This is a genomic window from Helicobacter sp. 23-1045 (assembly GCF_053654655.1).
Genome location: NZ_JBSIUR010000003.1, coordinates 144406 through 166004 on the forward strand (window position 1 = coordinate 144406; position 21599 = coordinate 166004).

The following is a 21599-nucleotide window of genomic DNA, read 5'->3' on the forward strand; positions in this document are numbered from 1 at the left end:
TTTAAGAAAATTTTTAAGAAATTGCAAAAAAGTCCTTTTATGTAAAATTTAAATATCGCAGATTCTGCGAAATTGTTTGCTTTGGTGGCAGATTCTGCGAATTGCCTTAATTGTCATTCTGAGCGAACTTTGTTCGCGAAGAATCTCTTTTTTGAGATTTTTCGCTTCGCACGAGTGCTTCGCTCAAAATGACAAAAAAGTGGGGGCAGATTCTGCGATTTGCCTTTGTTTCGTCATTGCGAGGCAGTTTGAGCGAAGCGAAAACAACGAAGCAATCTATAATTTATTCTATGGATTGCCACGAAGTCGCCACAAGTGCCGACTTCTCGCAATGACGGCGAAAATATCGCAGATTCTGCGATTTTTCACGCAAATCACGCAAATTCGCAGAATCTAGATTGCCACGCTCGCTTCACTCGTTCGCAATGACAAAACGAGAGCAAATTCGCAGAATCTACGCAGAATCTCACCGCAATCCACCGCGTTATTTTTCCAAAACCTCCATTTCCTTACTCATTTTTGCGATTTTCGCCTGTGAGGTGGCGAGTTTCTCGCTTAGCATTTCATCAATCGCGCTAAAAATTTGATTTCCCATATCCTCAATTACCACCATTTTGCTATCGATGAAATTCTTTGGAGTCGCCTTATTTGCGTCAAGCAGACTTGCAGCAAGCGCATTTGCCTCCGTGTGAATGCTTAAATGCGGGACTTCGACTTTTTTATACGCATTTGTCGCGGAGAAATTCTTTTTCCCCTCGCCCTCATAATACCACTTGCCAAAGCGGCAGCTTGTGCCATCGACTTGTTTAAATTCATTTGTCATACCAAAAATCAGCGAATAAAGTCCTTGTTTGTAAAGCAAATGGTCGATTTTGGCAAGTCCGCAGAATACCTTGTCATTTGAACAGCCGATTTTCAGCTCCGCCAAAATGGAGTTATCTTTGAAAACTTTTACGATATTATTTATCTCATCGACATCCTCTTTGACACTTTTTGTAACTTCGTTGATTTCCTCTGTGCTTGTTTGAATGTCACTTGCCTCTTGCTGCATTGATTTTACCACGATGGCGATTTCTTTTGTCGCTTTTTGCGTTTTTTCAGCGAGTTTGCGAACCTCATCTGCGACAACGGCAAATCCTCTCCCGTGCTCGCCCGCGCGTGCCGCCTCAATTGCTGCATTTAGCGCAAGTAGATTTGTTTGCTCGGCGATATCATCAATTAGCGAGATGACATTTGTGATTTCGTTGCTTCTTTGCGTGAGTGAGCTAACCAAATTTATCGCATTTTGCATTTTTTCATACAAATGATTTATTTGCTGTGATGAGCTTTGCGAAATCTCAATGCCCTTTGTCATCCCCTCCGCAGTCTTATGCGCGACTTCATAAATCTCTTTTAGCTCGCCTACTAGCTCAATAAAGGCATTTTGACACGCAACCGCCCCGCCGTGCATACATTTATTATAAAATCCTAGCAAGTCCTCGCCTAACTCTTTGGAGCGTGAATCGACTTCATTTAGGTAATAAATGGCAATATCGCCGACTTTTTTTGATTTGACTTTGATATTATTTTGCGTGGTTACAATCTCGCTTTTGCCTTCTTTCAAACTTTGCTTAATCCCATCAAAGTCCCTAATATCCGCGCATTTATCGTTTTTAAATACTACTTCATCGCCCAAAAGTGCCACTACAAATTCATTTTGCGAGTGCAATGCAATCGCCTTGTATAGCTCATTTTCCTTTTTTAATGCCTCAATTTCTTGCTTCAATGCTTCTAATTGTCCGTTGTTATAAGTGTGCTTTGCGCCAAACATTTTGTCTCCTTAAAATAAAAAATGTGCGGATTTTACCAAATATTATTTTAAAATCTAGTATAATTTGCATTTTATAATATTTGGGAGGACGAAATTGGCGGAGAATAAAATCAAAAGAACAGAGAGTTTGGAATCTGTCATCACGCGCTTACAAAGAGTAGTAACCGCAAAGCAGCTTAAAACAAGCAAACAGCGAGAGCATATTTTGGCGTTAATCTACAATAGCAAAACGCATTTAAGTCCAGAGGAAATCACAAATGCCCTAAAAGGCGATGATAAAAACTCATCGCTTTCGAGCGTATATCGCATTTTGCAGTTTTTGGAGACTTATGGATTTTTGACTTCTGTGGAGACTAAAAGCGGGAAGCGATATGAAATCGCCGCAAAAGAGCATCATTACCACATTATTTGTCTTGGGTGCGGGAATATTATGGAGTTTGTGGATGATGATATTCGCGAAAAGCAATCAATCATCGCCAAAACGCTAAAATGCGAACTAATCAGCGATAATCTGCGACTTTTCGTGCTGTGCGGGAAGTGTTTGGGGAAAAAAGGGAAGGGATTGGTGTATTAGATTTACCCTCAACTTTGTCATTGCGAGATTCTGCGAATTTGGTGCGGACAATTTGTCTTTGGGTAATCATTGCGTAGATTTGCAATTTTTCGGGGCATTCGCAGACCGCAAGTCTAGTCTCAGCCCCAAAAAATTGCAAAAACTCCACAAGCACTACCGCAAAATACTTCGATTGTAGATTCTGCGAATCAAATAAAAAATCGCAGAATCTGCCCGCATTTCGTCATTGCGAGTCCTTGCGATAGCAAGGCGAAGCAATCCACAATAAAATCAAATCCGTGCGAAGCACCAAAATCTCGCCCGCTTCGTGGTGCAAAAAATCGGATTCAAGGTTGCAGTAGTGCAACCGCCGATTTTTTGCTAGAAGCGAAAGCTGGGCACTCCCCTAAAAGCGAAAAAGCGGCTGCTTTTTGGCGAGTAGGGGGAGCGGGGAGGGGGGTGCAGCCCTTTTTGCGAAAAGAAACAAATGAATCTAATTTAAAAAACGGCGATTTTATCGCAGAATCGCAGAATCTGCCCGCATTTCGTCATTGCGAGGGAGCGAAGCGAGCGTGGCAATCTATATTAGATTCTGCGAATCAAACCAAATTCGCAGAATCTCGCCCAAAATCGCAGAATCTACGCAAATTTGTTAAGAAATCCGCATAAATTAGCGACATTTTTTAGCATTTTTTACATATAATTTCGCTTATTTTTAGCAATTTGAAAGGATTAAAGATGAGAATTTTAACTGCATTTTTAGCGTTATGCGCGATTAGCTTTGCTTTTGACTTCGCCGAAATGCCAAGTGCCACAAAAAGGCAAAATCCAAGTGGTGCTAATGGCGTGATTCACTCATACAATGACGCAATTAGCGAGGTAAAAAAGAGTGTCGTAAATATCTCCACACAAAAAAAAGTCAGCAACAATGTGCTAAATCACCCCAATAATCCAATATTTAGCGACCCGTTTTTTCAGCAGTTTTTTGGCGACATTTATCGCAACGCGCCAAAGGATAGGGTAGAGCGAAGTTTAGGCAGTGGCGTGATTATCTCAAAGGACGGCTATATCGTTACGAATAATCACGTGATTGATGGCGCAGATAAGATTTTGGTAAGCCTCCCAAATAGCCCCAAAAAAGAGTATGAAGCAAAAATCATCGGCAAAGACCCGCGCAGTGATTTAGCGGTAATCAAAATTGCGCAAAACAACTTGCCCTACGCAAAAATCGGCAATAGCAATGAACTAATGGTAGGCGATGTCGTCTTTGCCATCGGCAATCCCTTTGGCGTAGGCGAATCCGTAACGCAGGGCATAATCTCCGCGCTTGATAAAACAAATATGGGGATAAATGACTATGAAAACTTTATTCAAACAGACGCCTCCATAAATCCGGGCAATTCGGGCGGTGCGCTTATTGATTCGCGTGGTGCGCTTATCGGTATCAATACGGCGATTCTCTCGCGCACAGGGGGTAATCACGGCATAGGATTCGCAATCCCTAGCGATATGGTAAAAAAAATCACAAAGACGCTGATTGAAAAAGGTAGCATTGAGCGCGGATTTTTGGGCGTTGGGATTCAAGACATTACGGATAATCTCTCAAATCTCTACGATGGCAAAAGTGGCGCGGTTTTGGTGAGTGTGGATAAAAGCTCAGCTGCGGCAAAAGCGGGGCTAAAAGTGTGGGATTTAATCATCGCAGTAAATGGCAAACCCATAAATAGCGCAAGTGAGCTAAAAAACACCATCGGCTCATATCCGCCAAATGAAGTCGTAGAAGTGCGCTACATACGGGACAAAAAAGAATACAAAGCCAAAGTGAAATTAGACAAATATACCGAAAAAGGCGAAATAGCAAGCGTGCAACGAGGCGACAAAGGCGCGAAAAATGCCAAAAATAGCGGACTTGTCGTAGAAAATATCGATAGACAAATGCGCCAAAGATACCAAATCCCAAGCGATTTTAACGGCGTGATTGTAAGCGAAGTAGCGGAGAATAGCACAGCGCAAAAAGCGGGATTTGAGAGTGGCGATATAATCACGCAAATTGAGGACATAAAGATTAACAGCGTGAGCGATTTTAACAATGCGATGAAAAAATATAGTGGCAAAACGAAGCGCATTTTGGTGCTACAAAATAGGGGGCTAAATACGATAATTTTGAAGTAGATTCTGCGCTTTGGCGTCATTTTTATGTCATTGCGAGACTTTGCGATAGCAAAGTCGTGGCAATCTATATAGATTCTGCGATTCGCAGAATCTAGCGCAAAAAACGCAGAATCTTGCTAAAATTTCACACAAAATTCGCGCAAAATTCACATAAAAATTTCACACGCAAAAAAAGGGAGAAAATGCCACGCCCACGAAGTAAAGATGAGTTGCTAAAAGCGATAAATGATGAGTTTGCCAAACTTTTGAGATTTATCAAAAATGTGCCACGCGATATTTTGGAGGGCGATTTTACCCTCCCACTACGCGATAATTCGCGCGATAAAAATGCCCGTGATGTGCTTATCCACCTTTATGAGTGGCACAAAATGTTGGAGCATTTTGTCGCAAATAATTTGGAGTGCGATGGCAAAAGATTCACGCAAAGGGCGCAGGTTACGCCATTTTTGCCACTTCCGCATAATTGGCGCACTTATCCAAAGCTAAATATTGAGTTTTGGCAAAAGCACCAAAGCACGCCCTTGCAAGTCGCGCTAGATGCGTTGCAAACAAGCCACAGCACCATCGCAAATATCGTGCAAAAATTTAGCGATGATGAGCTGTTTTGCAAGGGGCATTTTGCCTGCACGGGGGCAAATGCGCTTGGTTCGTTTGTGATTTCAAGCACTTCTAGCCACTATGCGTGGGCGATAAAGCAACTCAAAAATGGTATAATTTCAAATAAAGGATTGCGATGATTTTGGGTAAAATTTTGGCGGGTTGCGTGGTGCTTGTGAGTTTTAATATATCGCTTGGGGCGGGGGATTTTAGCACTCCGTGTTGTCATATTGAGCGTAGCGAAATATCTCAAAAAGATTCTACGATTCAGACGCAAAACGCAGAATCCGCAAATAGGGGGGGGGGAAGAATAGGTTAAAAAACGCAGAATCTACGCTAGATTCTACAAATCACGCAAAAGATTCGGCGTTCGATTCTACGAATCAAACCCCGAGTTGTCATATTGAGCGTAGCGAAATATCCCAAAGAGATTCTTCGCTCACTTCGCTCACTCAGAATGACAATGAACAAACCACAGATTTTGCGATTCAACCCAAAATCACAAAATCCACCTTTGATTCACCCACCGATAATGCCACGCCACGCGCGATTGTTCGCCCAAAAGATTCAAGTGCATTTTTTGAAAATTGGCGCGATACATATTTTTTGTATGTGTATAATCTTACATCTATGCGAAATCCGCAGTATTTTCGCGGCGAGATAAAGGGGCAGGTGAGTTTTCGCGCGCCTATCGTGACTTTTAGCGATGAGTGGATTTTTTATTTGGCATTTACGGATACTTTTTATTTTCAGCTTTTTAATGAAAAGGCGAGCTCGCCGATGCGGGATAATGACTTTCAGCCCGAGTTTTTGCTGACTTATCGCCCGAGCGATGTGAGTGATGGCTTCGCGCTAACTGAAATCACGCTAGGGTGGCGACATATTAGCAATGGCGAGATAAATATCGCGCAAGGCGGGGCGGCGGATAGAAGTAGGGGGAGCGATAGATTTATCATAAAGGCGCGGTTTTCGAGCAAACATTGGGGGCTTGATGTGGAGGCGTTTGCGCCGACTAGATTTTATGCGGAGAATCGCGATATTTACAAGTATTTGGGGATTTTGGAGATAAAGGCAAATATGCGTTATGGCGACCATCTAGCGGACTTTGGCGTGGGTGGATTGCTCGGTGTGCTCGCCCCGCCCTACAATGTCGCCAAAAAGCACCCTACGCCATACTTTCGCGCCAGCTACACTTACAAAATCAACGACTACTACGGCATTTACGCGCAGTATTTCGCGGGGTATGGCGATGTGCTGTATGAATACGATTACTTTTCGCATAGAATTGGCATTGGCATAAGATTCGTGCGGTAGGGGTGGGGGGATTTTTGCGAGATTTGCGGTAGATTCCGCGATTCGCGCGAAAAGCGCAGAATCTGCGGGGAGATTCTGCGAGATTTTATGCGAATCACAAAATCTATTGTCATTCTCGCGCGAAGCACTTTGTGCGAAGCGAAGAAACTCAAATTCTCCACCTCCCTTGCGGAGGGGGATTAAGGGTGTGGGTAGATTCTGCGAATTTTTATGCGAATCACAGAATCTAGCGTAACTTTGCCATTCTAATTTTTGTTATTCTCGTGCGAAGCACGAAGCGAAGAATCTCTTTTTTAAAATTTTAGAGATATTTTGGCGTTTTCAAAGTTTAAATATGACAAAAAAATGCCCCAAATTATGCGAAAATAGATTGCCACGAAGTCGCCCAAAGTGCAACTTCTCGTAATAACAAAAAATCACCATAGTTTCACACAATCTTTAAGATTTTTACTTTTTAGATTCGCGCTTTTTCGCGCTTTTTGGCGAATCTTTTTTATTTGTTACACCCTTTTTTTCGCCATTTTTCACTTCATTTTTCGCGCCCTTTTTTCGTAGCAAAGTTATGCTCTCACCGCCTAATCCGTAGTTGTCCGTGTCGATTTCATCGATTATTACCACCGTGCTAGACTTATTTTTGCCTAGCACTTCGGCGAGTAAGTTTGTAACACCTGCGATTAGCTCCCGCTTTTGCGCGATTGTGGGCGTCCCATTTTCTTTTGTGATGCGAATATTTACAAATGGCATTGCGAATCCTTTTTAAAAAATTTTAACATTTCTAAATCGCCAAAATCCCCATTTTGCGCAAGAGCGTGAATGCGGTGGTGAGTATCGAAAAGGCATAGACGCAAAGCATTGCGGTTTTGTGGGAGTTTAGCTTGATTTTCTCCATCATTTTTGTGCCGATAAATACGCCAAGTAGCGAGCCTACGCCCACTGCCACGCCCATCGTCACCACGCTTTCATTTAAAACTCCCTCCCGCGCGAATGAAAGACTCCCCGCAACGCTTGCAAAAAGAATGTAAAATAGCGAGATTCGCGCTACTTGCTTGCTGTCATACCCTAGCGCAAATCCCAAAATCGCCGCGAGCTGCACGCCCCCGCCAATGCCAAGCGATATGGCAAAGACGCCCACAAGCGCGCCCGTGCCTACTAAAATCACTCGTTTTTGTGCCTCCGTGCGGGACTTTGCGACTGCTACGCTTTTTTTGGAGCGAAAAAAATATTTGATGAAAAATATCACGCCAACGCCCAAAAATATCGCTGTAAGCGTGATATCTGAGAAAAAATTCACGATTATCCCGCTAAAACTCGCACCCAAAAGTCCGCCAAAGCCCACAAAAAGCCCGTCTTTGAGATTTAGATTTCGCTTTTTGTAGTTGAGATATGAGCCAAAGATGGATGAGAAAATCATCTGCACCACGCTAATTGCGACTGCGTGATGCGATGAAATGCCTAGTAGCAGGGAAAATGGGACGATTATCATCCCCCCGCCAATGCCAAAAAGCCCCGAAGTCACCCCCGCCACGATGCCGATGAGTGCGTAGGGGATAAGTGCGATGAAGTCCATAGCGCGCCTTTTTTAGAAAAAATTTTAGCATTTTAACGAAAATTTGCAGAATCTAGTGTGCAAAATCGCAGAAACTCGCAAAATCAAATCCAAAAAATCGCAAGAATCTCGCACGAAAACGAAGAATCTAGTGCGAAAAAATCGTCATTGCGAGGCAGTTTGAGCGAAGCGAAAACAACGAAGCAATCTATTTTATTTTCTTTTTTTTGGATTGCTTCGGCACTTCGTGCCTCGCAATGACGGATTTTTTACCCACCCCCTAGCCCCCTCCGCAAGGGAGGGGGAGAAAGAGAGAAAATAAGCCCCTCCCCTTGCGGGAGGGGTTTGGGGTGGGGTAGATTCTGCACTTCGCAGAATCTCATTTGTCATTGTGAGTTAGCGAAGCGAAAAATCTCTGTTGTGTTTTTTGTGAGATATTTCGACTTTTTCAAAGTCTCAATATGACAAAAATTAGGGCAGATTCTGCGAATTTTGATTATTTTTTCGCGCTAGATTCTGCGTTTTACACACGATTCGCAGAATCTACCCCCTCACCTAACCTTCCACGCTTTGGAATGTGGGGATTTGTAAAGCATTTGAAATAATTTTCTATCATAATTTTCATATAAGAAAAACTGCACCAATAGCGAGTCATTCGTCCGCTCATCGATTAAGAAAAATCGCCCCATCTCCACAGAAAACACCGCAATAAGCGCGCCTTTCTCATTTTCATAATTCACTTTATCCGTCTGCAAGGTATTATGCACTCGCTCAACTCTGTGAAATGCCTTTACTTGGAGTGTTTTCCCGCTTTCGATATCCGTAACCACGCCATTTTTAGGATTAAATCGCACCTTTTCATCTAGCACAAATTCATCGCCATCAACTCCCACGCTGTAATACCGCACGAGTTTTTTATCCGTCCGTGTCGCCTTTCCGTTGCGTAAATCAATATCGCTAAACTGCTCGATTGTCGCGGTTAGCTCAAAAAGCTGATACGGGATGAAAATATAAATCTCACGCTGTTTTTCAACTCCGCTAAAATGCTCCATATTTTCAAAAACGGCGTTTGGATTATCGCTAGTGCCGTATTTTGCGATGATTTTCTCCACTAAATTCATCTTTTTATCATCTTTTTCAAAATACAAATTCGTAGCGATATTCATCAAATTATACGCTGCTTTTTGGTTTGTCTCGGTGATGATTTTTGCCGCTACAAAGTGCATTACGCCATCCATATCGATGCCAGAGATGATTGCGCGGGTATTTGTGTAATACGAAGTCAAAAATCCATAATCCCACCAGCTAATCGTCACATTCTCCCTACTCGCAGAATCTGCCCTTATCTCATTTAGCGCGCCCATCTCTTCGCTATAAAGCGCGGGTGCGTAACCGATATTTTTCCCAAAATAAAAATGCGGTATTATGCAAACTCCCGCAATCACCGCATACGAAACGATTTTCACACCATAAATTACGATTTTATCATCAAAAATCTGCTTTGCCCCCTGCAACACAAAATACACAAAGTAAAACACGCCGATGGCAAACACAGGCGAGGCAAACATAGAAAAGCGAATGCCAAGTTTAATCGACAAAAGTCCAAGCAAGGCAAACGGGAGCAAAACTAGCGTTTGCGGTTTTTTATAAAACAATAGCAAAATCCCAAGTGCGCCAATGGTAAATGCCGTGTAATCGCCAATTATCCGCACCACCGCGCCATAAAAATCAAGCGGTTTTAGCTCCATAATCGTATCTGTGACGCCACGCACGATGATATTTGCATTTTGCAAAGTGTCTCCCGCCACCACATACAGCGCAAAACTGCTAATAAATCTATCGACATTTGAAAGCAGTCCAATGGCAAGTGCGACTAAAAACAGCGTGACGGATTTGTATTTTAACTTTGCTTTGATTTGATTTGTGAGATTCTGCGCGATGAAAACTTTATCACTCACAAAGTGCAAATACACCGCCAAAAGCGCGAGTTTTAGGAAAATATTCATATTGCAAAGCGCGATTATCAAAACGCCAAGCAGCTCCAAAACCCTCAAATCATCCCTTTTAAAAATTAGCGCGTAGCAAATGCCTAAAAATACTCCCGCCCCAAGCAAGGCAACGGCACTTGTCGTATGCCACGCAATCGCCATAATGCCAAAAATCGCCCCCAAAATCGCATAGCGCAATTTCGCAGAATCTAAAATTTTCAGCAGAAAATACGCCACAAATAGCGGGATTGTCAAAATTAGCATATCCGTATCATAATATCCGCCCATCGTGCGCACGGAATACGCCTGAGTTATGGGCGCAAGAAGTGCCGCAAAAAACGCCACCAAAGAATTTGAAAAATTTTTGGTAATCAAAAACACAGGGATGACAAGCAAAATCGAAAGCACCATCGGCATATAAAAGAAGAGTTCATCAAGCGAAAATGGCAGGATTTTATAAAGCGTCACACTCAAAAGTGCCGGCATCTCAAACTCGGCAGATGGGAAAAACGCAGAATCCCCCTTATTCCCCTCCAAGCGGTCGCGCGTGGCGTTTGCGTAGTGGTATCCGTCATTTGTCGTTAAAATGCGCTCATCATTAAAAAAATATTGTGGCATAAACTGCGTAGAATCCGCATACGCAAGGCGCAAGTGAAGCACGCACGCCATCGCAACTATCATCAAAATAATATCAATCACAAAATATCTCGCCAAAAACTCATAAAAACGCCTTGCCTTCTCAATCATCACGCACAATCCTTGTTTAAAAAAATATTTTGCGATTATAGCAAAGTTTGGATGGATTTTGGCGCAGAATCTTATTTGGATTCTGCGAAATTTGTGTTTGATTCGCAGAATCTAATGCGCCAAATTTTGTCATTGCGAGATTTTGCGATTTTGGAGCGAGATTCTGCGAATTTTGGTTTGAAGCGCAGAATCTGTGTGATTTTTCGTCATTGCGAGAAGTCGCACTTTGAACGACTTCGTGGCAATCCAAATAAAATTGTCATTCTGAGCGAAGCGAAGAATCTCTTGTTTGTTTCGCAGAATCTAATGCGCCAAATTTCGTCATTGCGAGATTTGCCAAAGGCAAATCGTGGCAATCCATTATGGAGACTCTGTGTTTTAGGCGAATCACCTACTTGCAATGAATCTGCATTGATTTGCTTTTGGATTGATTTGTTATTTTTATTAGATTCTGCGATTTTTGTTCGATTCGCAGAATCTGCGAGATTTTCGCCACTTTGCCCCTTTGATTCGCTTATTTTTCTCGCAAAATGGCTGCACCCCCCTCCCCGCTCCCCCTACTCGCCAAAAGCTGCCACTTTTCGCTTTTAGGGGGAGTGCCTCGCTTTTCCGCTTCTAGCAAAAAATCGGCACTCGCACTACTGCTCGCTTGCTCCCGATTTTTTGCACCACGAAGCGGGCGAGTTTTGGGTGCTTCGCACGATTGATTTAATTGTGGATTGCCACGCTCGCTTCGCTCACTCGCAATGACGAAGTGGGGGCAGATTCTGCGATTTTTGGTTTGAAGCGCAGAATCTCTTGTTTGTTTCGCAGAATCTAATGCGCCAAATTTCGTCATTGCGAGATTCTGCGTAGCAGAATCGTGGCAATCCATTTTTAGATTCTGCAATTTCTTGCGAATCGCAGAATCTAAAACACCAAAAATCCACACAAAACGCAGAATCTGCCCTTTATAGCGCACTTAAAATCTTGCCCTTTGGTATCAAACCTACGAATTTTTCTTTGACTTTGCCATCTTTGAAAATCACAATCACGGGGACGCCTTTTATGCCACCTACGATTTGGCTAAAAAATCGCCTTGCAGCATTTTCGTAGAAAATCGACAGTGAGATTGCGCTAGATTTGGCGTATTTTTGGGCTAAATCTTTGTTTGGTGCGTTGCCTAAAATGCCGTAGATTTTGATATTTTCATTTTCTAATTCTTGCGCGATTTCTTGCAAAATGGGGATTTGCGCTTTGCAAACGCCACAAGTGGTGGTAAAGAAAAATAAGATGAAATGCGAATCTGTTTTTGCTTTGTCATTCTGAGCCGTAGGCGAAGAATCTCTATTTTTTTGAGATTTTTCGCTACGCTCAAAATGACAATTTAAATTAGATTCTGCGTTTTTTGTTTCATTCGCAGAATCTGCGATATTTTCGCTATTTTGTTTATTTAATTCGCTTATTTCTTTTCGCAAAAGGGCTACACTCCGCTCCCGCTCCCCCCGACTATTAAACTGTGTCCCCAAAAGCTGCCGCTTTTCGCTTTTAGGGGGAGAGCCTCGCTTTTCCGCTTCTAGCAAAAAATCGGCGGTTGCACTACTGCAACCTTCAATCCGATTTTTTGCACCACGAAGCGGGCGAGATTTGGGTGCTTCGCACGAATTTGATTTTATTTTGGATGGTTGCTTCGCTTCGCTCGCAAATTGCATACCCAAAGACGAATTGCCATCACGCGAATCCAAAATTTTCAGCACCCCATTTTCATAAATCGCACTTATTTTTCCCGCATTTATCGCTTCAAACTCGCCTTTGCTCTCCAAACACCCGCATAGCAAAATCGCGCAAAATGCCACACACGCGCATTTAAAAAGATTCATAACCACTCTTTGATTTGCGCCTCAACCTTGCCAAAGTCCGTTACACCGATGATTTTGGCGCGAATCGTCCGCTCTTTGTCTAGCAGAACGATTGTAGGCGTCATATTGATGATAAATCGCTTCGCGCTCGCCCCTAGCGAATCGCGCAAAACGCGCGTATTTGGCAGTGGCGTTTCCTCCAAAAACTCCATTATTTCCTCTTTTGAATTTGCCATATTTATCGCAATGGAGGCAAGATTCGCGCTTTTGGCATAATTATCAAGCGCAGGGATTACGCCCACGCAAGCTTCGCAACCATTTTTATAAAACACAATCGCAACGGCTTGTCCGCTAAAATCGCTCAAATTCACGCTTTTTCCCTCCAAATCCATAGCCACGATTTCGGGGGCGGTTTCATTTAACGCTGCGTATTTGTCGCCATCACACGCACTAAAAAAAATCGCACCAAAAAGCGCAAAAACACATAAAAATTTTTTTAGATTCACGCCATTTCTCCGTGCTTTAACAGCACTTTTTTGTTGCCGTATTCGCCTAACTCGGGGTTGTGTGTGATTAAGATTATCGTTTTGCCCTCATCGCGCAGTTTGCAAAATGCTTCTAAGACGATTTTTTCATTTTCGCCATCCAAATTGCCCGTAGGTTCGTCTGCCAGTAAAATATCGGGGTTGTTTATGAAAGAGCGCGCAATGCAAAGTCGTTGCTGTTCGCCCCCGCTTAGTTCGCTTGGCAAATGTGAGATTCGATGCCCTAACCCTACTTTTTCAAGCGCGGCTTTGGCATCATCGCTATCGACTGCGGAGTGATAAAACTGCGCAAGTTCGACATTTTCAAGCGCGGTGAGATATGGGATAAGATGAAATTGCTGAAAAATTAGCCCGATTTTCTCCCTGCGAATCACAATCTTTTCCTCTTCGCTTAAATCTCTCATAGATTTCCCCATAAGGCGATATTCCCCGCCACTAGGCTCATCAAGCAATGCGATGATATTTAAAAGCGTAGATTTTCCACTGCCACTAGGTCCCATAATGCTAACCCAATCGCCCTTTTGGACGGATAGATTCACGCCTTTTAGTGCAACGACATTGCCAAAAGATTTGTTTATATTTTGTAATTCTAAAACCATATTATTCCCCTTTGAGATTTGTGATGATATTGACATTTAACGCCTTTTTGATAGGGTAAAAACTCGCCACAAAGGCAAAAAATAGCGTGATTCCAACCGCGCCTACTATGCTTAAAAATCTAAAAGAAATGCTTGAATTAAAGATAATCCACCCAAGCAGATTCGCCAAAGCATAGCCACAAATCGCGCCCACTACGCTTGAAACCAACGCCAAAAGCAAAACCTCCGCGCCAAAGAGTTTGGCGATTTGGCTTTTTCGCGCTCCCAAGCTCAAATGCAAGGCGACTTCCTTTTTTCGCGCAAAGATTATCGCGCTAAGGCTTGTATTTACGCTCAAACTTGCGATAAATAGGATTGTAGCGCAGATTAGAAAGATAAGCGATTTGATTTTGTTTAGGACTATGCCTTCGCTGATTGACACCTGCGCTATGGGCTTTGCGACTATTTGCGAATCGCTTAACGATTCGCCTATTTGCTTGACTTCGGCAAAGTTGCCGTATAAAACAAGTTTGGCGTAGTGGATAAATGAGCGGTTAATTATTTCGTCATTGCGAGATTCGGCAACGCCGAATCGTGGCAATCCATTAAGGGGAATCTGTGTTTTAGATGAATCACTTACTTGCAACGAATCTGCATTGATTCTCTTTTGGGTCATTGATTCTTTTTGCTGTTTAGATTCGTGTGATTTGGATTGCCACGAAAATTCGCTACGCTCATTTTCTCGCAATGACGGATTATTTAAAGTTATTGAATCGTTTGCAATTCTAGTATCTTGCGTAAGAGACGAATTGCTTGCCAAATTCTGCACCACTTTTAACGGCGCAAACACAATCCCATCAAACTCATCTCCGCTTGAAATTATCCCCTTAACCTCCAAATCCGCGCTTTCTAGCGTCTTTTGATTTGTTAGCGTGATAGTATCACCTGCTTTGATTTCCGCGCTTTTTGCCAAACTAACGCCCACAAATGCGCTAGATTCGCCAAAAACGCTATTGCCAAAATGCCCATCAACCACTTCGATAAATGGAAAAACGCTCTTTAATGCGCCAAAATCCACGCCCGCGACAATCGCAGAGTTGCTCCCCAAGCTAAATGAGCCATAGAGAAATGGCGCGGCGGCTTTTAGCTTGTCTTTTGGGATTTGGGCGATTTTTGTTTCATAGAGCTGCGAATCTATGTGATTTTGCCCGTGTGTGGGGGAGATAATGAAGTTTGCACCATATACTTTTAGCTCATTTGATAGCTTGTATTCAATGTCTAGCAAAATATTTAAAAACGCGCTACTCACGCACGCACCGATAAAAAGCGAGATTGCAATCACGCTCACACGCGCAAAAGAGACGCGCAGTGAATTTAAAATGCTTTTGTAAAAAAATGCGTTATTTGCGTTCATTTTCGCCTCCCTATCGCCCATACAGCACATTTGCAGGTAAAAGCGCGTTGATATTTTTTAGTAGCATTAGTGAGCCACAAAGCGAGATAAACAGCGCAAATGCGATAGATAAGGGCAATGCAATCCACGAAATCGGCAGTGCGTGGGCAAAAATGCTAAGCGATATTAGCTCTGCTACGCCCACACCGCCAAAAAAGCCGATGATTGCGCCAAAAATGGCTATGACACACGATTCGCCTGCAAAAATCGCATAGATTTGCCAGAGATTCGCGCCAAGCACTTTCATAAGCCCGATTTCTTTGCGTCTGCGCTGAAACTCCGCGCTTAACAACGCGCCGATTCCCACACTTGCCACAAGCAGACAGATTATGCTAGTAACCCCCATAAGCCCTTGAATCTTGCGCACAATAGAGCTTTCCGCATCGCTAACTTTGATTTGTGCTTTGGCAGACGCGCCTTTGAAGTCCTCTTCGATTTGATAGGCAATCGAACTTGCAAACGCGCTACAATACCAAGTGTCAAATTCTACATCGTTTAGCCCATCCAAATTGCGCCGTGCTTTGTAGCTAAGCGTGTTTTCGGGGATTGTGAATGCGGAGACTTCGGCTTTGGCGAAAATATTGTCCTTGCCCATTAGCTTTTGCGCTAACGCAAGTGAGCCTACTATGCGATTGTCATAAACGCCACTATTTGATAAGATTCCGCTGACTTTTGCGTGATATTGATTTGAATCGCGTGAATCAGCGGTAGATTCGCGCAAAATTAGCGTGTCGCCGATTTTTATATTTTCTCTTTTTGCAAGTTCGCTTCCCACAAGGACAGAATTAAGCGAATCATCTGCCACCCATTCGCCCTCCACGCTCCACGCAGGGTAGAGCATTTTCACGCCCGTGCTAAATTCGGGTTCGTCTTGGACGCCGATGAGTTTGTCAAAATAAGTGCCACTGAATATTGCAAAAGTGCGATTGTCTTGTTCGCAATTTGTTCTGGGGTATTCATTCGAGTCGTTTTGATGCGAAACTTCGCTCAATGGACGCCCAAGTCCTATTTTCGCTCGTTCCGCATCAAAACGACTCGAAGCAACACCGCTTTTCGCTCGTTCCGCATCAAAACGACTCGAAGCAACACCGCCATTACTTCGATTGTTTGATTGCGTGGTAGATTCTGCGTTTAGATTCTGCGATTTTGAATTAGATTCTGTATTCGTAGAATCTGTATTTGAATCAATTCTAGTATTTGCGGTATGGCTTTTGTATTTGTGAGAATTTTGGGGATTGAGACTAGACTTGGAGTCTGCGAAATCCCCAAAATTTTCACAAGTGCGAAATTGCATACCCAAAGACGAATTGCTTACCTTTAAATCCAAAAATGGCGCAAATGCGGTAATATTATTTCTCCAAAATATTTCCTTTATCAAATGCAGACGCGATTCCTCCAAATAACTCTCACTCTGCAAAGGCGCAAAAATCTCATCGCCCACTTCCACGCTAAGAGTTGTCCCCTTTGGCAAAACCACGATATTGCTCCCATAGCTACGCAAATCTTTGGCGATTTGATTGCCGATGCCTAGCGTAATATTTAGCATACAGCTTATTAGCAAGGTGCTTGCGATAATCGTAACTAGGGAGAGAATCTTTTGAAACCTGCTCCCGCCAATAGATTTTCTAATCAAATTTAGCGTCATTTTTTCTAACTCTCTTTGTGATATTTTTGGATTATGTAAAGTGCGCTTTGTTCGCTAGGTGCGTAAATTTCAGGCTCTTTGACAAAGGTGTCGTAGTTTTCTTGCGATTGAAAAAAATATGTCCGCCCGTTAAATTCATAGCGAAAAAGCGCGTCTGTGTTTAGCAATTTTGCGCCACTCACAGGGTCGGTTACTTCTTTGCTAACGATTTTGCTAAAATAATTTGCCCCGCCTAGCACATTTTGAAGGCTAATGCGAATCGTGCCATTTTCATTGCTAAATTCTAGCGGGATAGGATTGCACCCGCCAAATTTCCCCACAGATGGCAGAAAAATCCGCACATTACACGCGATACAGATTAGCTCTCCACCGCGCTTGATATAGCCCATATCGCCACAGAGCGCACACGCATCAAACGCCACCGCAGGGGAGCTTCTATCCTCAAATTTGTTTAGCAAAAAGAAGCGAATCTCTTTGCCCTCATCGTCAATATAGGCGAATCTATGCAGTTTATTATCGCTCAAAATCTCCGCGCTAAACTCAAAAACGCCACTTTGCGGACGCTCCAAAATTATAGGTTTATCAATCGTCATAGGCTTTGAAGCGTATAAATCATAATATAGCAAAATCCCCACACTCACCACGCACACGCAAATATTTAGGGCGAACTTTTGGTTTATGAAATTTTTTAGTCCGCATTTTTTGCGATAATCCAAATCAAAAAGCGCGTTTTTATGAATGTGGCGCGGGATTTTTGCAAGGCTCATAATCCCCAAAACCATCAAAAATCCCACAAAAATATATGGGTTTAAAAACGCGTAATATAGGCTTTTACCAATGTAGCTAATAAGCGATTCGCCACTAGGGAGGATATTTTGTCGCACCAAATATAGCAAAATGTCCGCAATGACAGGGTTTATCGACAAAATCGCAGTGGCAAAAGCGATGATTAGCGTGAATTTTGGTGCGAATTTACGCAAAATTTTTAGCAAGTAAAACACCACCACACACGCGCCTAGCGCAAGAAGTGTGAGCGCAAAAGAGTTGATTGCCAAAGTATCCAAAATCTCTGCGCCAAAGAGTTTGAAATCCACGCTCTCTTTTAAATATCGCACGAAAAATCCAAGCGCGATAAAGGCAAAAATGCTCTCTTTTAGCAGTGGTATCTCTGCGATTTTTGGGGCGATTCGCGCGGTAAAATAAAGTGCGATTAAGGCAAAAAATGCAATTAAAAGCAAAATATTTGTGATAAAAATTAGCGTGTCATCTTGCAGATTTTTTGTGGCGATAAAGTGCGCGATATAGGCAAAAACCGCGCCTACAATGATAGAAAATATGAGATTTTTAGGGGCAATCTTTTTGCTTTGAGCGCGTGAATCTACGCTAGATTTGCGCGAATCTTGCGTGAAATCCAAAAAAATTGCACCTAAAAAACTAAGTGGCACTAAAAGCGCGAAAAAATGCACGAAATAAATGGACATTTTTTATCCTTAAAAATTGTAATTTTCAAACGCCGTCATTGCTTTGGCGTTTCGTAGATTCGCCGAAGCAATCCACGCCCTGATTGTCATTGCGAGAAGTCGCACTTTTAAGGGCGACTTCGTGGCAATCCACAAAAAATTGTCATTCTGAGCGAGTAAAACGAGCGAAGAATCTCAAAAATCAACAAATAGAGATTTTTCGCTTCGCTCAAAATGACAATTTAACGCAGATTCTGCGAATCAAACTAAAAATCGCAGAATCTAATGCGAAAATTACCCACCCCCTAACCCCTCCGCAAGGGAGGGGGATTTTTGAATTCAAACTCCGCAAGGGAGGGGGAGTAAAGGGCGGATTTTGCCCCGCCACTTCGTCATTCTGAGCGAAGCACGAAGTGCGAAGCGAAGAATCCAAAAAAGATTCGCAATTCGCAAAAATATTTTTTAATTTTGCTAACGCAAAATTTTTGGATTCTTCGGTCGCTTCGCTCTCTCAGAATGACGATTCGGCACGAATTGCCATACGAATCGCACCATACCTATGGTTTTGGGCGTCCTTTATATTGAAACTTATATTTCACACTAAATGGCTCAAACCACTTGCCTACGCCTGTTTCTTTATCTACATGTCGTCCAAATCCTTGCTTTTCAGGGCTTTCGATGAGATAGATTAGCTCATAATTGCCCGGTCCAAAGCCGTCCTTTTCCATAGCGATATTTGCGCCGTAGTGTGCGCCATCATCAGCCACCATAGGCATAAATTTACCTGCTTTGGATTTTTTGGTATCCAAATTTGTAATCTTATAACCGATTGTGAGATATGGTATCCAATCGCCCTCTGCAAAGCCATTTTTATTGCCTTTTGTCGCGTGAATATCCGCCTCCAAGTGAATGTCAGCCTTTGACGCTGCCAAATCAATGCCACGGGGCTCCATTTCGATAGGTTGCAAATAAACCGCCGCGATTTCCATACCATTTTTTTCTTGGCTATCTCCGATAGGCACTTCTGCCGCAAAGACAACCGCCGAGCTTAACGCCAAACCAAAAAATACCTTTTTTAACATTTTTTATCCTTTCTTTTGAAATTTTTTAAAATCACACAAAAACGATTAGTTACGCATTTGCACCTCCCGTTTTTGGTGATTTTTCTCCCTTTTGGGATAGTTTTCTTGTGGCGATGATTCCGCCTATTATAAAGCAAACTACGATTGCTTGTAGTCCCAAACTCTCATAATATGGATAAAGTCCCGCCCACGAAATCGCATCAAATTGATATGGGATTAGTGTCGGTGTCAAAACCTTGCCTTCGATTAGTTCGCCTACGCCCTTGCCACTGAAACTAAAACACATTAAAAAGATAATCGCCGAAGTGGCTTGAAAAAATAGCTTTATAGGGATTTTCACCGCACCGCGTTTGATTAGCAAGTATAGCACCACTAAAATAATGCACCCCAAAGCCAAACCACCGATTACCGCGCTAAAATCCGCCGAAGTGTTTGAATCAAAAAGCAATGCTTGATAAAATAGCACGGTTTCCGCGCCCTCGCGATAAACTGCTAAAAACACAGTCCACCAAAGCGCGTAAGATGAACCCTTGCTAATCGCCTCTTTTGCGCTGTGCTTGATAAATTCATTCCATTTATGCGCCTTTGAGAGTAGCCAAAAGCCCACATATAAGAGCAATGCGACTGCAACTAGCATTGTTACGCCCTCTAATAGCTCTCTAAACTGCCCTGCGTATTCTCTGAAAAAATAATATACCGCAAACGCCGTTACAAAGCTCAAAAATACGCCCACGCCAAGCGCAGAATACACGATATTTGTGCGATTGCTATTTCCACTCTGAATCAAATACGCCACGATTGCCACGACAATTAGCATAGCCTCCAATCCCTCGCGCAAAATTATGCTAAGTGCGGAGATAAACAAAAACCACACGCTTGAATCCTGTATAAAATCTAACGAACTTGCGATGAGTTTGTTTAGCTCATCAAAGGTTTTTTGCAAGTCATCTTTGGGCGCGTCTGCTTTGATTAACGCCACGCCACGCGTGAATTGCGCTTCGATTTTCATTTTCAAATCTGCATTCATCGCGCCAATCTTATTTTCCATTCCGCTACCTTCAAAAATATCCAAATACGCGCTTTGAAGTGCGTCAATTAGCGTTTTTGCGCCTTTATTTTGATATGAATCCAAAATATTATTTAGTGCGATTTTTATATCATCAGCGACTTTGGCATAATCTTTTGTAACCGCACTCTCATCAAAGCCTTTCACTTGCACAAGCGCGATTTGCTCAGGCGTAATGGTTAGCAAAATATCAAAAAGCTCATCGCTTAAATCCGTGATTTCCTCGCGCAGTCGCTTTTCATCAATGCTTTTTTCGCGAATCTCACGGGTGATTTGGCGCATAGATTGCTGAATCTTATTGCCTTTGTCGGAGACTTTGTTGATTGCGATTTCTAACTTTGTGTTGCGATAATCATCAAATTGCGCGCTCTCAATGAGATTTGCCGCGCTTTCAATTTCGCCCTTTTGAAAGCGCATAGCGGCAATGTCAAGCTTTGCACTGATATTTTCATAGATAAAATATAGCTTTGGATTTAGCCCTGCGGCTTGTTGAAACTCCGCGCTACTTTGCGCACCGATAGCAGAATCTGCGTTTTGTTCCCCCTCCCTTGCGGAGGGGGCTAGGGGGTGGGTATTAGATTCTGCGTTCGCAGAATCTACACTAGATTCGCTTGAATTTGCACTCGATTCGCCCGTATCTCCAAGCAACGCCGCAAACATTGCCTCCGCTTCCTTGCGCCTTTGCGCTTCTGCCTTTATCGAATCCGCCTCCGCCTTTGCCTTATCATAAGTCGTATCGCTTGCTTCTGCCACCAAGCGAATCCCGCCTTTTAGGATAGGCAAAACCTCGTCCATATCAAAATAAAGCCCCGCGATTAAGGCTTCTATGCGCTCCAAGTCGTTAGATTGTGGATTGGCTTTATTTTGATATAGTTTGCGCAAGTTAGTGAATCTGCGCTCCATTAGATAGGCTTTTTTGCCCATATTGCGCCCGATATGCCCCTCGATATTTTCAAAATGCTGAAAATACGCGTCCTCTGCTAGTTTTTTGGCAGAGAGATTATCGCCGTTTTTATACACCGCAATGCTTTTATCAAGCATTTCACGGATAATTTTCGCATCCGCTTCAAAATCCTTTGCGTTGCCAAAAGCGCAAATTAGCGCAAAAATCGCTAAAAACCTAACTAATTTCATATTTTTCACTCCAAAATTACCCCAAATTCACCCCAAAAAAATTTCGTAGATTCTGCCAGAATCTAAATCCA

General features: G+C 42.8%; 26 protein-coding genes and 2 pseudogenes. 10 read left to right on the forward strand and 18 right to left on the reverse strand.

All coding sequences use genetic code 11. The features are described from left to right. Positions 1 to 76 precede the first annotated feature (76 nt). Entirely contained in the window at positions 77 to 397 is a 321-nt protein-coding gene (locus ACWIUE_RS04565; protein WP_454135282.1) for a hypothetical protein, read from the forward strand. Between the two features lie 87 nt (positions 398 to 484). On the opposite strand, the gene ACWIUE_RS04570 is transcribed toward ACWIUE_RS04565, so the two are convergent. Next, positions 485 to 928 carry a CZB domain-containing protein gene (locus tag ACWIUE_RS04570; protein WP_454135389.1) on the reverse strand — a complete coding sequence of 148 codons (444 nt, stop codon included), beginning with the start codon at positions 926 to 928 and terminating at the stop codon, positions 485 to 487. A gap of 75 nt (positions 929 to 1003) precedes the next feature. Next, positions 1004 to 1810: pseudogene (locus ACWIUE_RS04575) on the reverse strand (methyl-accepting chemotaxis protein); the annotation flags it as partial. A gap of 94 nt (positions 1811 to 1904) precedes the next feature. On the opposite strand from ACWIUE_RS04575, the gene ACWIUE_RS04580 reads away from it, so the two are divergent. Then, positions 1905 to 2384, forward strand: a complete 480-nt coding sequence (locus ACWIUE_RS04580) for a transcriptional repressor (protein WP_454135284.1) — start codon at positions 1905 to 1907, stop codon at positions 2382 to 2384. A 223-nt stretch (positions 2385 to 2607) separates the two neighbouring features. On the opposite strand, the gene ACWIUE_RS04585 is transcribed toward ACWIUE_RS04580, so the two are convergent. After that, entirely contained in the window at positions 2608 to 2730 is a 123-nt protein-coding gene (locus ACWIUE_RS04585; protein WP_454135285.1) for a hypothetical protein, read from the reverse strand. An 11-nt stretch (positions 2731 to 2741) separates the two neighbouring features. Here ACWIUE_RS04585 and ACWIUE_RS04590 point away from each other — a divergent pair, with 11 nt between their 5' ends. The 6 genes from ACWIUE_RS04590 to ACWIUE_RS04615 all read left to right on the forward strand — a co-directional run bounded on the left by ACWIUE_RS04590 (position 2742) and on the right by ACWIUE_RS04615 (position 6446). Next, positions 2742 to 3032, forward strand: a complete 291-nt coding sequence (locus tag ACWIUE_RS04590) for a hypothetical protein (RefSeq protein ID WP_454135287.1) — start codon at positions 2742 to 2744, stop codon at positions 3030 to 3032. A 69-nt stretch (positions 3033 to 3101) separates the two neighbouring features. Next, entirely contained in the window at positions 3102 to 4535 is a 1434-nt protein-coding gene (locus ACWIUE_RS04595) for a Do family serine endopeptidase (protein WP_454135289.1), read from the forward strand. A gap of 182 nt (positions 4536 to 4717) precedes the next feature. Beyond that, entirely contained in the window at positions 4718 to 5272 is a 555-nt protein-coding gene (locus ACWIUE_RS04600) for a ClbS/DfsB family four-helix bundle protein (protein ID WP_454135291.1), read from the forward strand. Further along, positions 5269 to 5451: a hypothetical protein gene (locus tag ACWIUE_RS04605; protein ID WP_454135292.1), complete on the forward strand. Its 183-nt coding sequence runs from the start codon at positions 5269 to 5271 to the stop codon at positions 5449 to 5451. The genes ACWIUE_RS04600 and ACWIUE_RS04605 overlap by 4 nt, the downstream gene beginning before the upstream one ends. A gap of 84 nt (positions 5452 to 5535) precedes the next feature. Beyond that, positions 5536 to 5796 (forward strand): hypothetical protein, encoded by a 261-nt coding sequence (locus ACWIUE_RS04610; RefSeq protein ID WP_454135293.1) that lies wholly within the window; start codon positions 5536 to 5538, stop codon positions 5794 to 5796. Beyond that, positions 5763 to 6446: a phospholipase A gene (locus ACWIUE_RS04615; protein ID WP_454135295.1), complete on the forward strand. Its 684-nt coding sequence runs from the start codon at positions 5763 to 5765 to the stop codon at positions 6444 to 6446. The genes ACWIUE_RS04610 and ACWIUE_RS04615 overlap by 34 nt, the downstream gene beginning before the upstream one ends. Here ACWIUE_RS04615 and ACWIUE_RS04620 read toward each other — a convergent pair. The 4 genes and pseudogenes from ACWIUE_RS04620 to ACWIUE_RS04635 form a co-directional block, all read right to left on the reverse strand. Further along, entirely contained in the window at positions 6401 to 6598 is a 198-nt protein-coding gene (locus tag ACWIUE_RS04620; protein WP_454135297.1) for a hypothetical protein, read from the reverse strand. The genes ACWIUE_RS04615 and ACWIUE_RS04620 overlap by 46 nt on opposite strands. Positions 6599 to 6989: 391 nt before the next feature. After that, a pseudogene (locus ACWIUE_RS04625) lies at positions 6990 to 7190 on the reverse strand (2-hydroxymuconate tautomerase family protein); the annotation flags it as partial. Between the two features lie 31 nt (positions 7191 to 7221). Beyond that, on the reverse strand, positions 7222 to 8013 hold the full coding sequence (locus ACWIUE_RS04630; protein ID WP_454135299.1) for a sulfite exporter TauE/SafE family protein: 792 nt from the start codon (positions 8011 to 8013) through the stop codon (positions 7222 to 7224). A gap of 192 nt (positions 8014 to 8205) precedes the next feature. After that, positions 8206 to 8382, reverse strand: a complete 177-nt coding sequence (locus ACWIUE_RS04635; protein ID WP_454135300.1) for a hypothetical protein — start codon at positions 8380 to 8382, stop codon at positions 8206 to 8208. 71 nt (positions 8383 to 8453) lie between these two features. On the opposite strand from ACWIUE_RS04635, the gene ACWIUE_RS04640 reads away from it, so the two are divergent. Beyond that, complete coding sequence (locus tag ACWIUE_RS04640) at positions 8454 to 8597, forward strand: hypothetical protein (protein ID WP_454135302.1); 144 nt, start codon at positions 8454 to 8456, stop codon at positions 8595 to 8597. Here the strand turns inward: ACWIUE_RS04640 and ACWIUE_RS04645 are convergent. Further along, complete coding sequence (locus ACWIUE_RS04645) at positions 8544 to 10727, reverse strand: STT3 domain-containing protein (RefSeq protein WP_454135391.1); 2184 nt, start codon at positions 10725 to 10727, stop codon at positions 8544 to 8546. The two genes, ACWIUE_RS04640 and ACWIUE_RS04645, sit on opposite strands and share 54 nt — an antisense overlap. 12 nt (positions 10728 to 10739) lie before the next feature. On the opposite strand from ACWIUE_RS04645, the gene ACWIUE_RS04650 reads away from it, so the two are divergent. Next, on the forward strand, positions 10740 to 11318 hold the full coding sequence (locus ACWIUE_RS04650) for a hypothetical protein (protein WP_454135304.1): 579 nt from the start codon (positions 10740 to 10742) through the stop codon (positions 11316 to 11318). Here the strand turns inward: ACWIUE_RS04650 and ACWIUE_RS04655 are convergent. From ACWIUE_RS04655 to ACWIUE_RS04700, 10 genes are all read right to left on the reverse strand, one after another. After that, entirely contained in the window at positions 11242 to 11688 is a 447-nt protein-coding gene (locus ACWIUE_RS04655; protein ID WP_454135306.1) for a hypothetical protein, read from the reverse strand. The genes ACWIUE_RS04650 and ACWIUE_RS04655 overlap by 77 nt on opposite strands. Beyond that, on the reverse strand, positions 11678 to 12586 hold the full coding sequence (locus ACWIUE_RS04660; RefSeq protein ID WP_454135308.1) for a thioredoxin family protein: 909 nt from the start codon (positions 12584 to 12586) through the stop codon (positions 11678 to 11680). The genes ACWIUE_RS04655 and ACWIUE_RS04660 overlap by 11 nt, the downstream gene beginning before the upstream one ends. Continuing rightward, positions 12583 to 13071 (reverse strand): peroxiredoxin family protein, encoded by a 489-nt coding sequence (locus ACWIUE_RS04665; RefSeq protein ID WP_454135309.1) that lies wholly within the window; start codon positions 13069 to 13071, stop codon positions 12583 to 12585. The genes ACWIUE_RS04660 and ACWIUE_RS04665 overlap by 4 nt, the downstream gene beginning before the upstream one ends. Next, complete coding sequence (locus ACWIUE_RS04670; protein WP_454135392.1) at positions 13068 to 13709, reverse strand: ABC transporter ATP-binding protein; 642 nt, start codon at positions 13707 to 13709, stop codon at positions 13068 to 13070. The genes ACWIUE_RS04665 and ACWIUE_RS04670 overlap by 4 nt, the downstream gene beginning before the upstream one ends. 1 nt (position 13710) lies before the next feature. After that, positions 13711 to 15102 (reverse strand): ABC transporter permease, encoded by a 1392-nt coding sequence (locus ACWIUE_RS04675; RefSeq protein ID WP_454135311.1) that lies wholly within the window; start codon positions 15100 to 15102, stop codon positions 13711 to 13713. A 10-nt stretch (positions 15103 to 15112) separates the two neighbouring features. Then, positions 15113 to 16774, reverse strand: a complete 1662-nt coding sequence (locus ACWIUE_RS04680) for an ABC transporter permease (RefSeq protein ID WP_454135313.1) — start codon at positions 16772 to 16774, stop codon at positions 15113 to 15115. Between the two features lie 17 nt (positions 16775 to 16791). Beyond that, complete coding sequence (locus ACWIUE_RS04685) at positions 16792 to 18267, reverse strand: Fe-S-containing protein (protein ID WP_454135315.1); 1476 nt, start codon at positions 18265 to 18267, stop codon at positions 16792 to 16794. Positions 18268 to 18475: 208 nt separating this feature from the next. After that, positions 18476 to 18679, reverse strand: a complete 204-nt coding sequence (locus ACWIUE_RS04690; protein ID WP_454135317.1) for a hypothetical protein — start codon at positions 18677 to 18679, stop codon at positions 18476 to 18478. A gap of 124 nt (positions 18680 to 18803) precedes the next feature. Continuing rightward, complete coding sequence (locus tag ACWIUE_RS04695; protein WP_454135319.1) at positions 18804 to 19328, reverse strand: iron transporter; 525 nt, start codon at positions 19326 to 19328, stop codon at positions 18804 to 18806. 49 nt (positions 19329 to 19377) lie between these two features. Continuing rightward, positions 19378 to 21528, reverse strand: a complete 2151-nt coding sequence (locus ACWIUE_RS04700; protein ID WP_454135321.1) for an FTR1 family iron permease — start codon at positions 21526 to 21528, stop codon at positions 19378 to 19380. Positions 21529 to 21599: the final 71 nt, after the last annotated feature.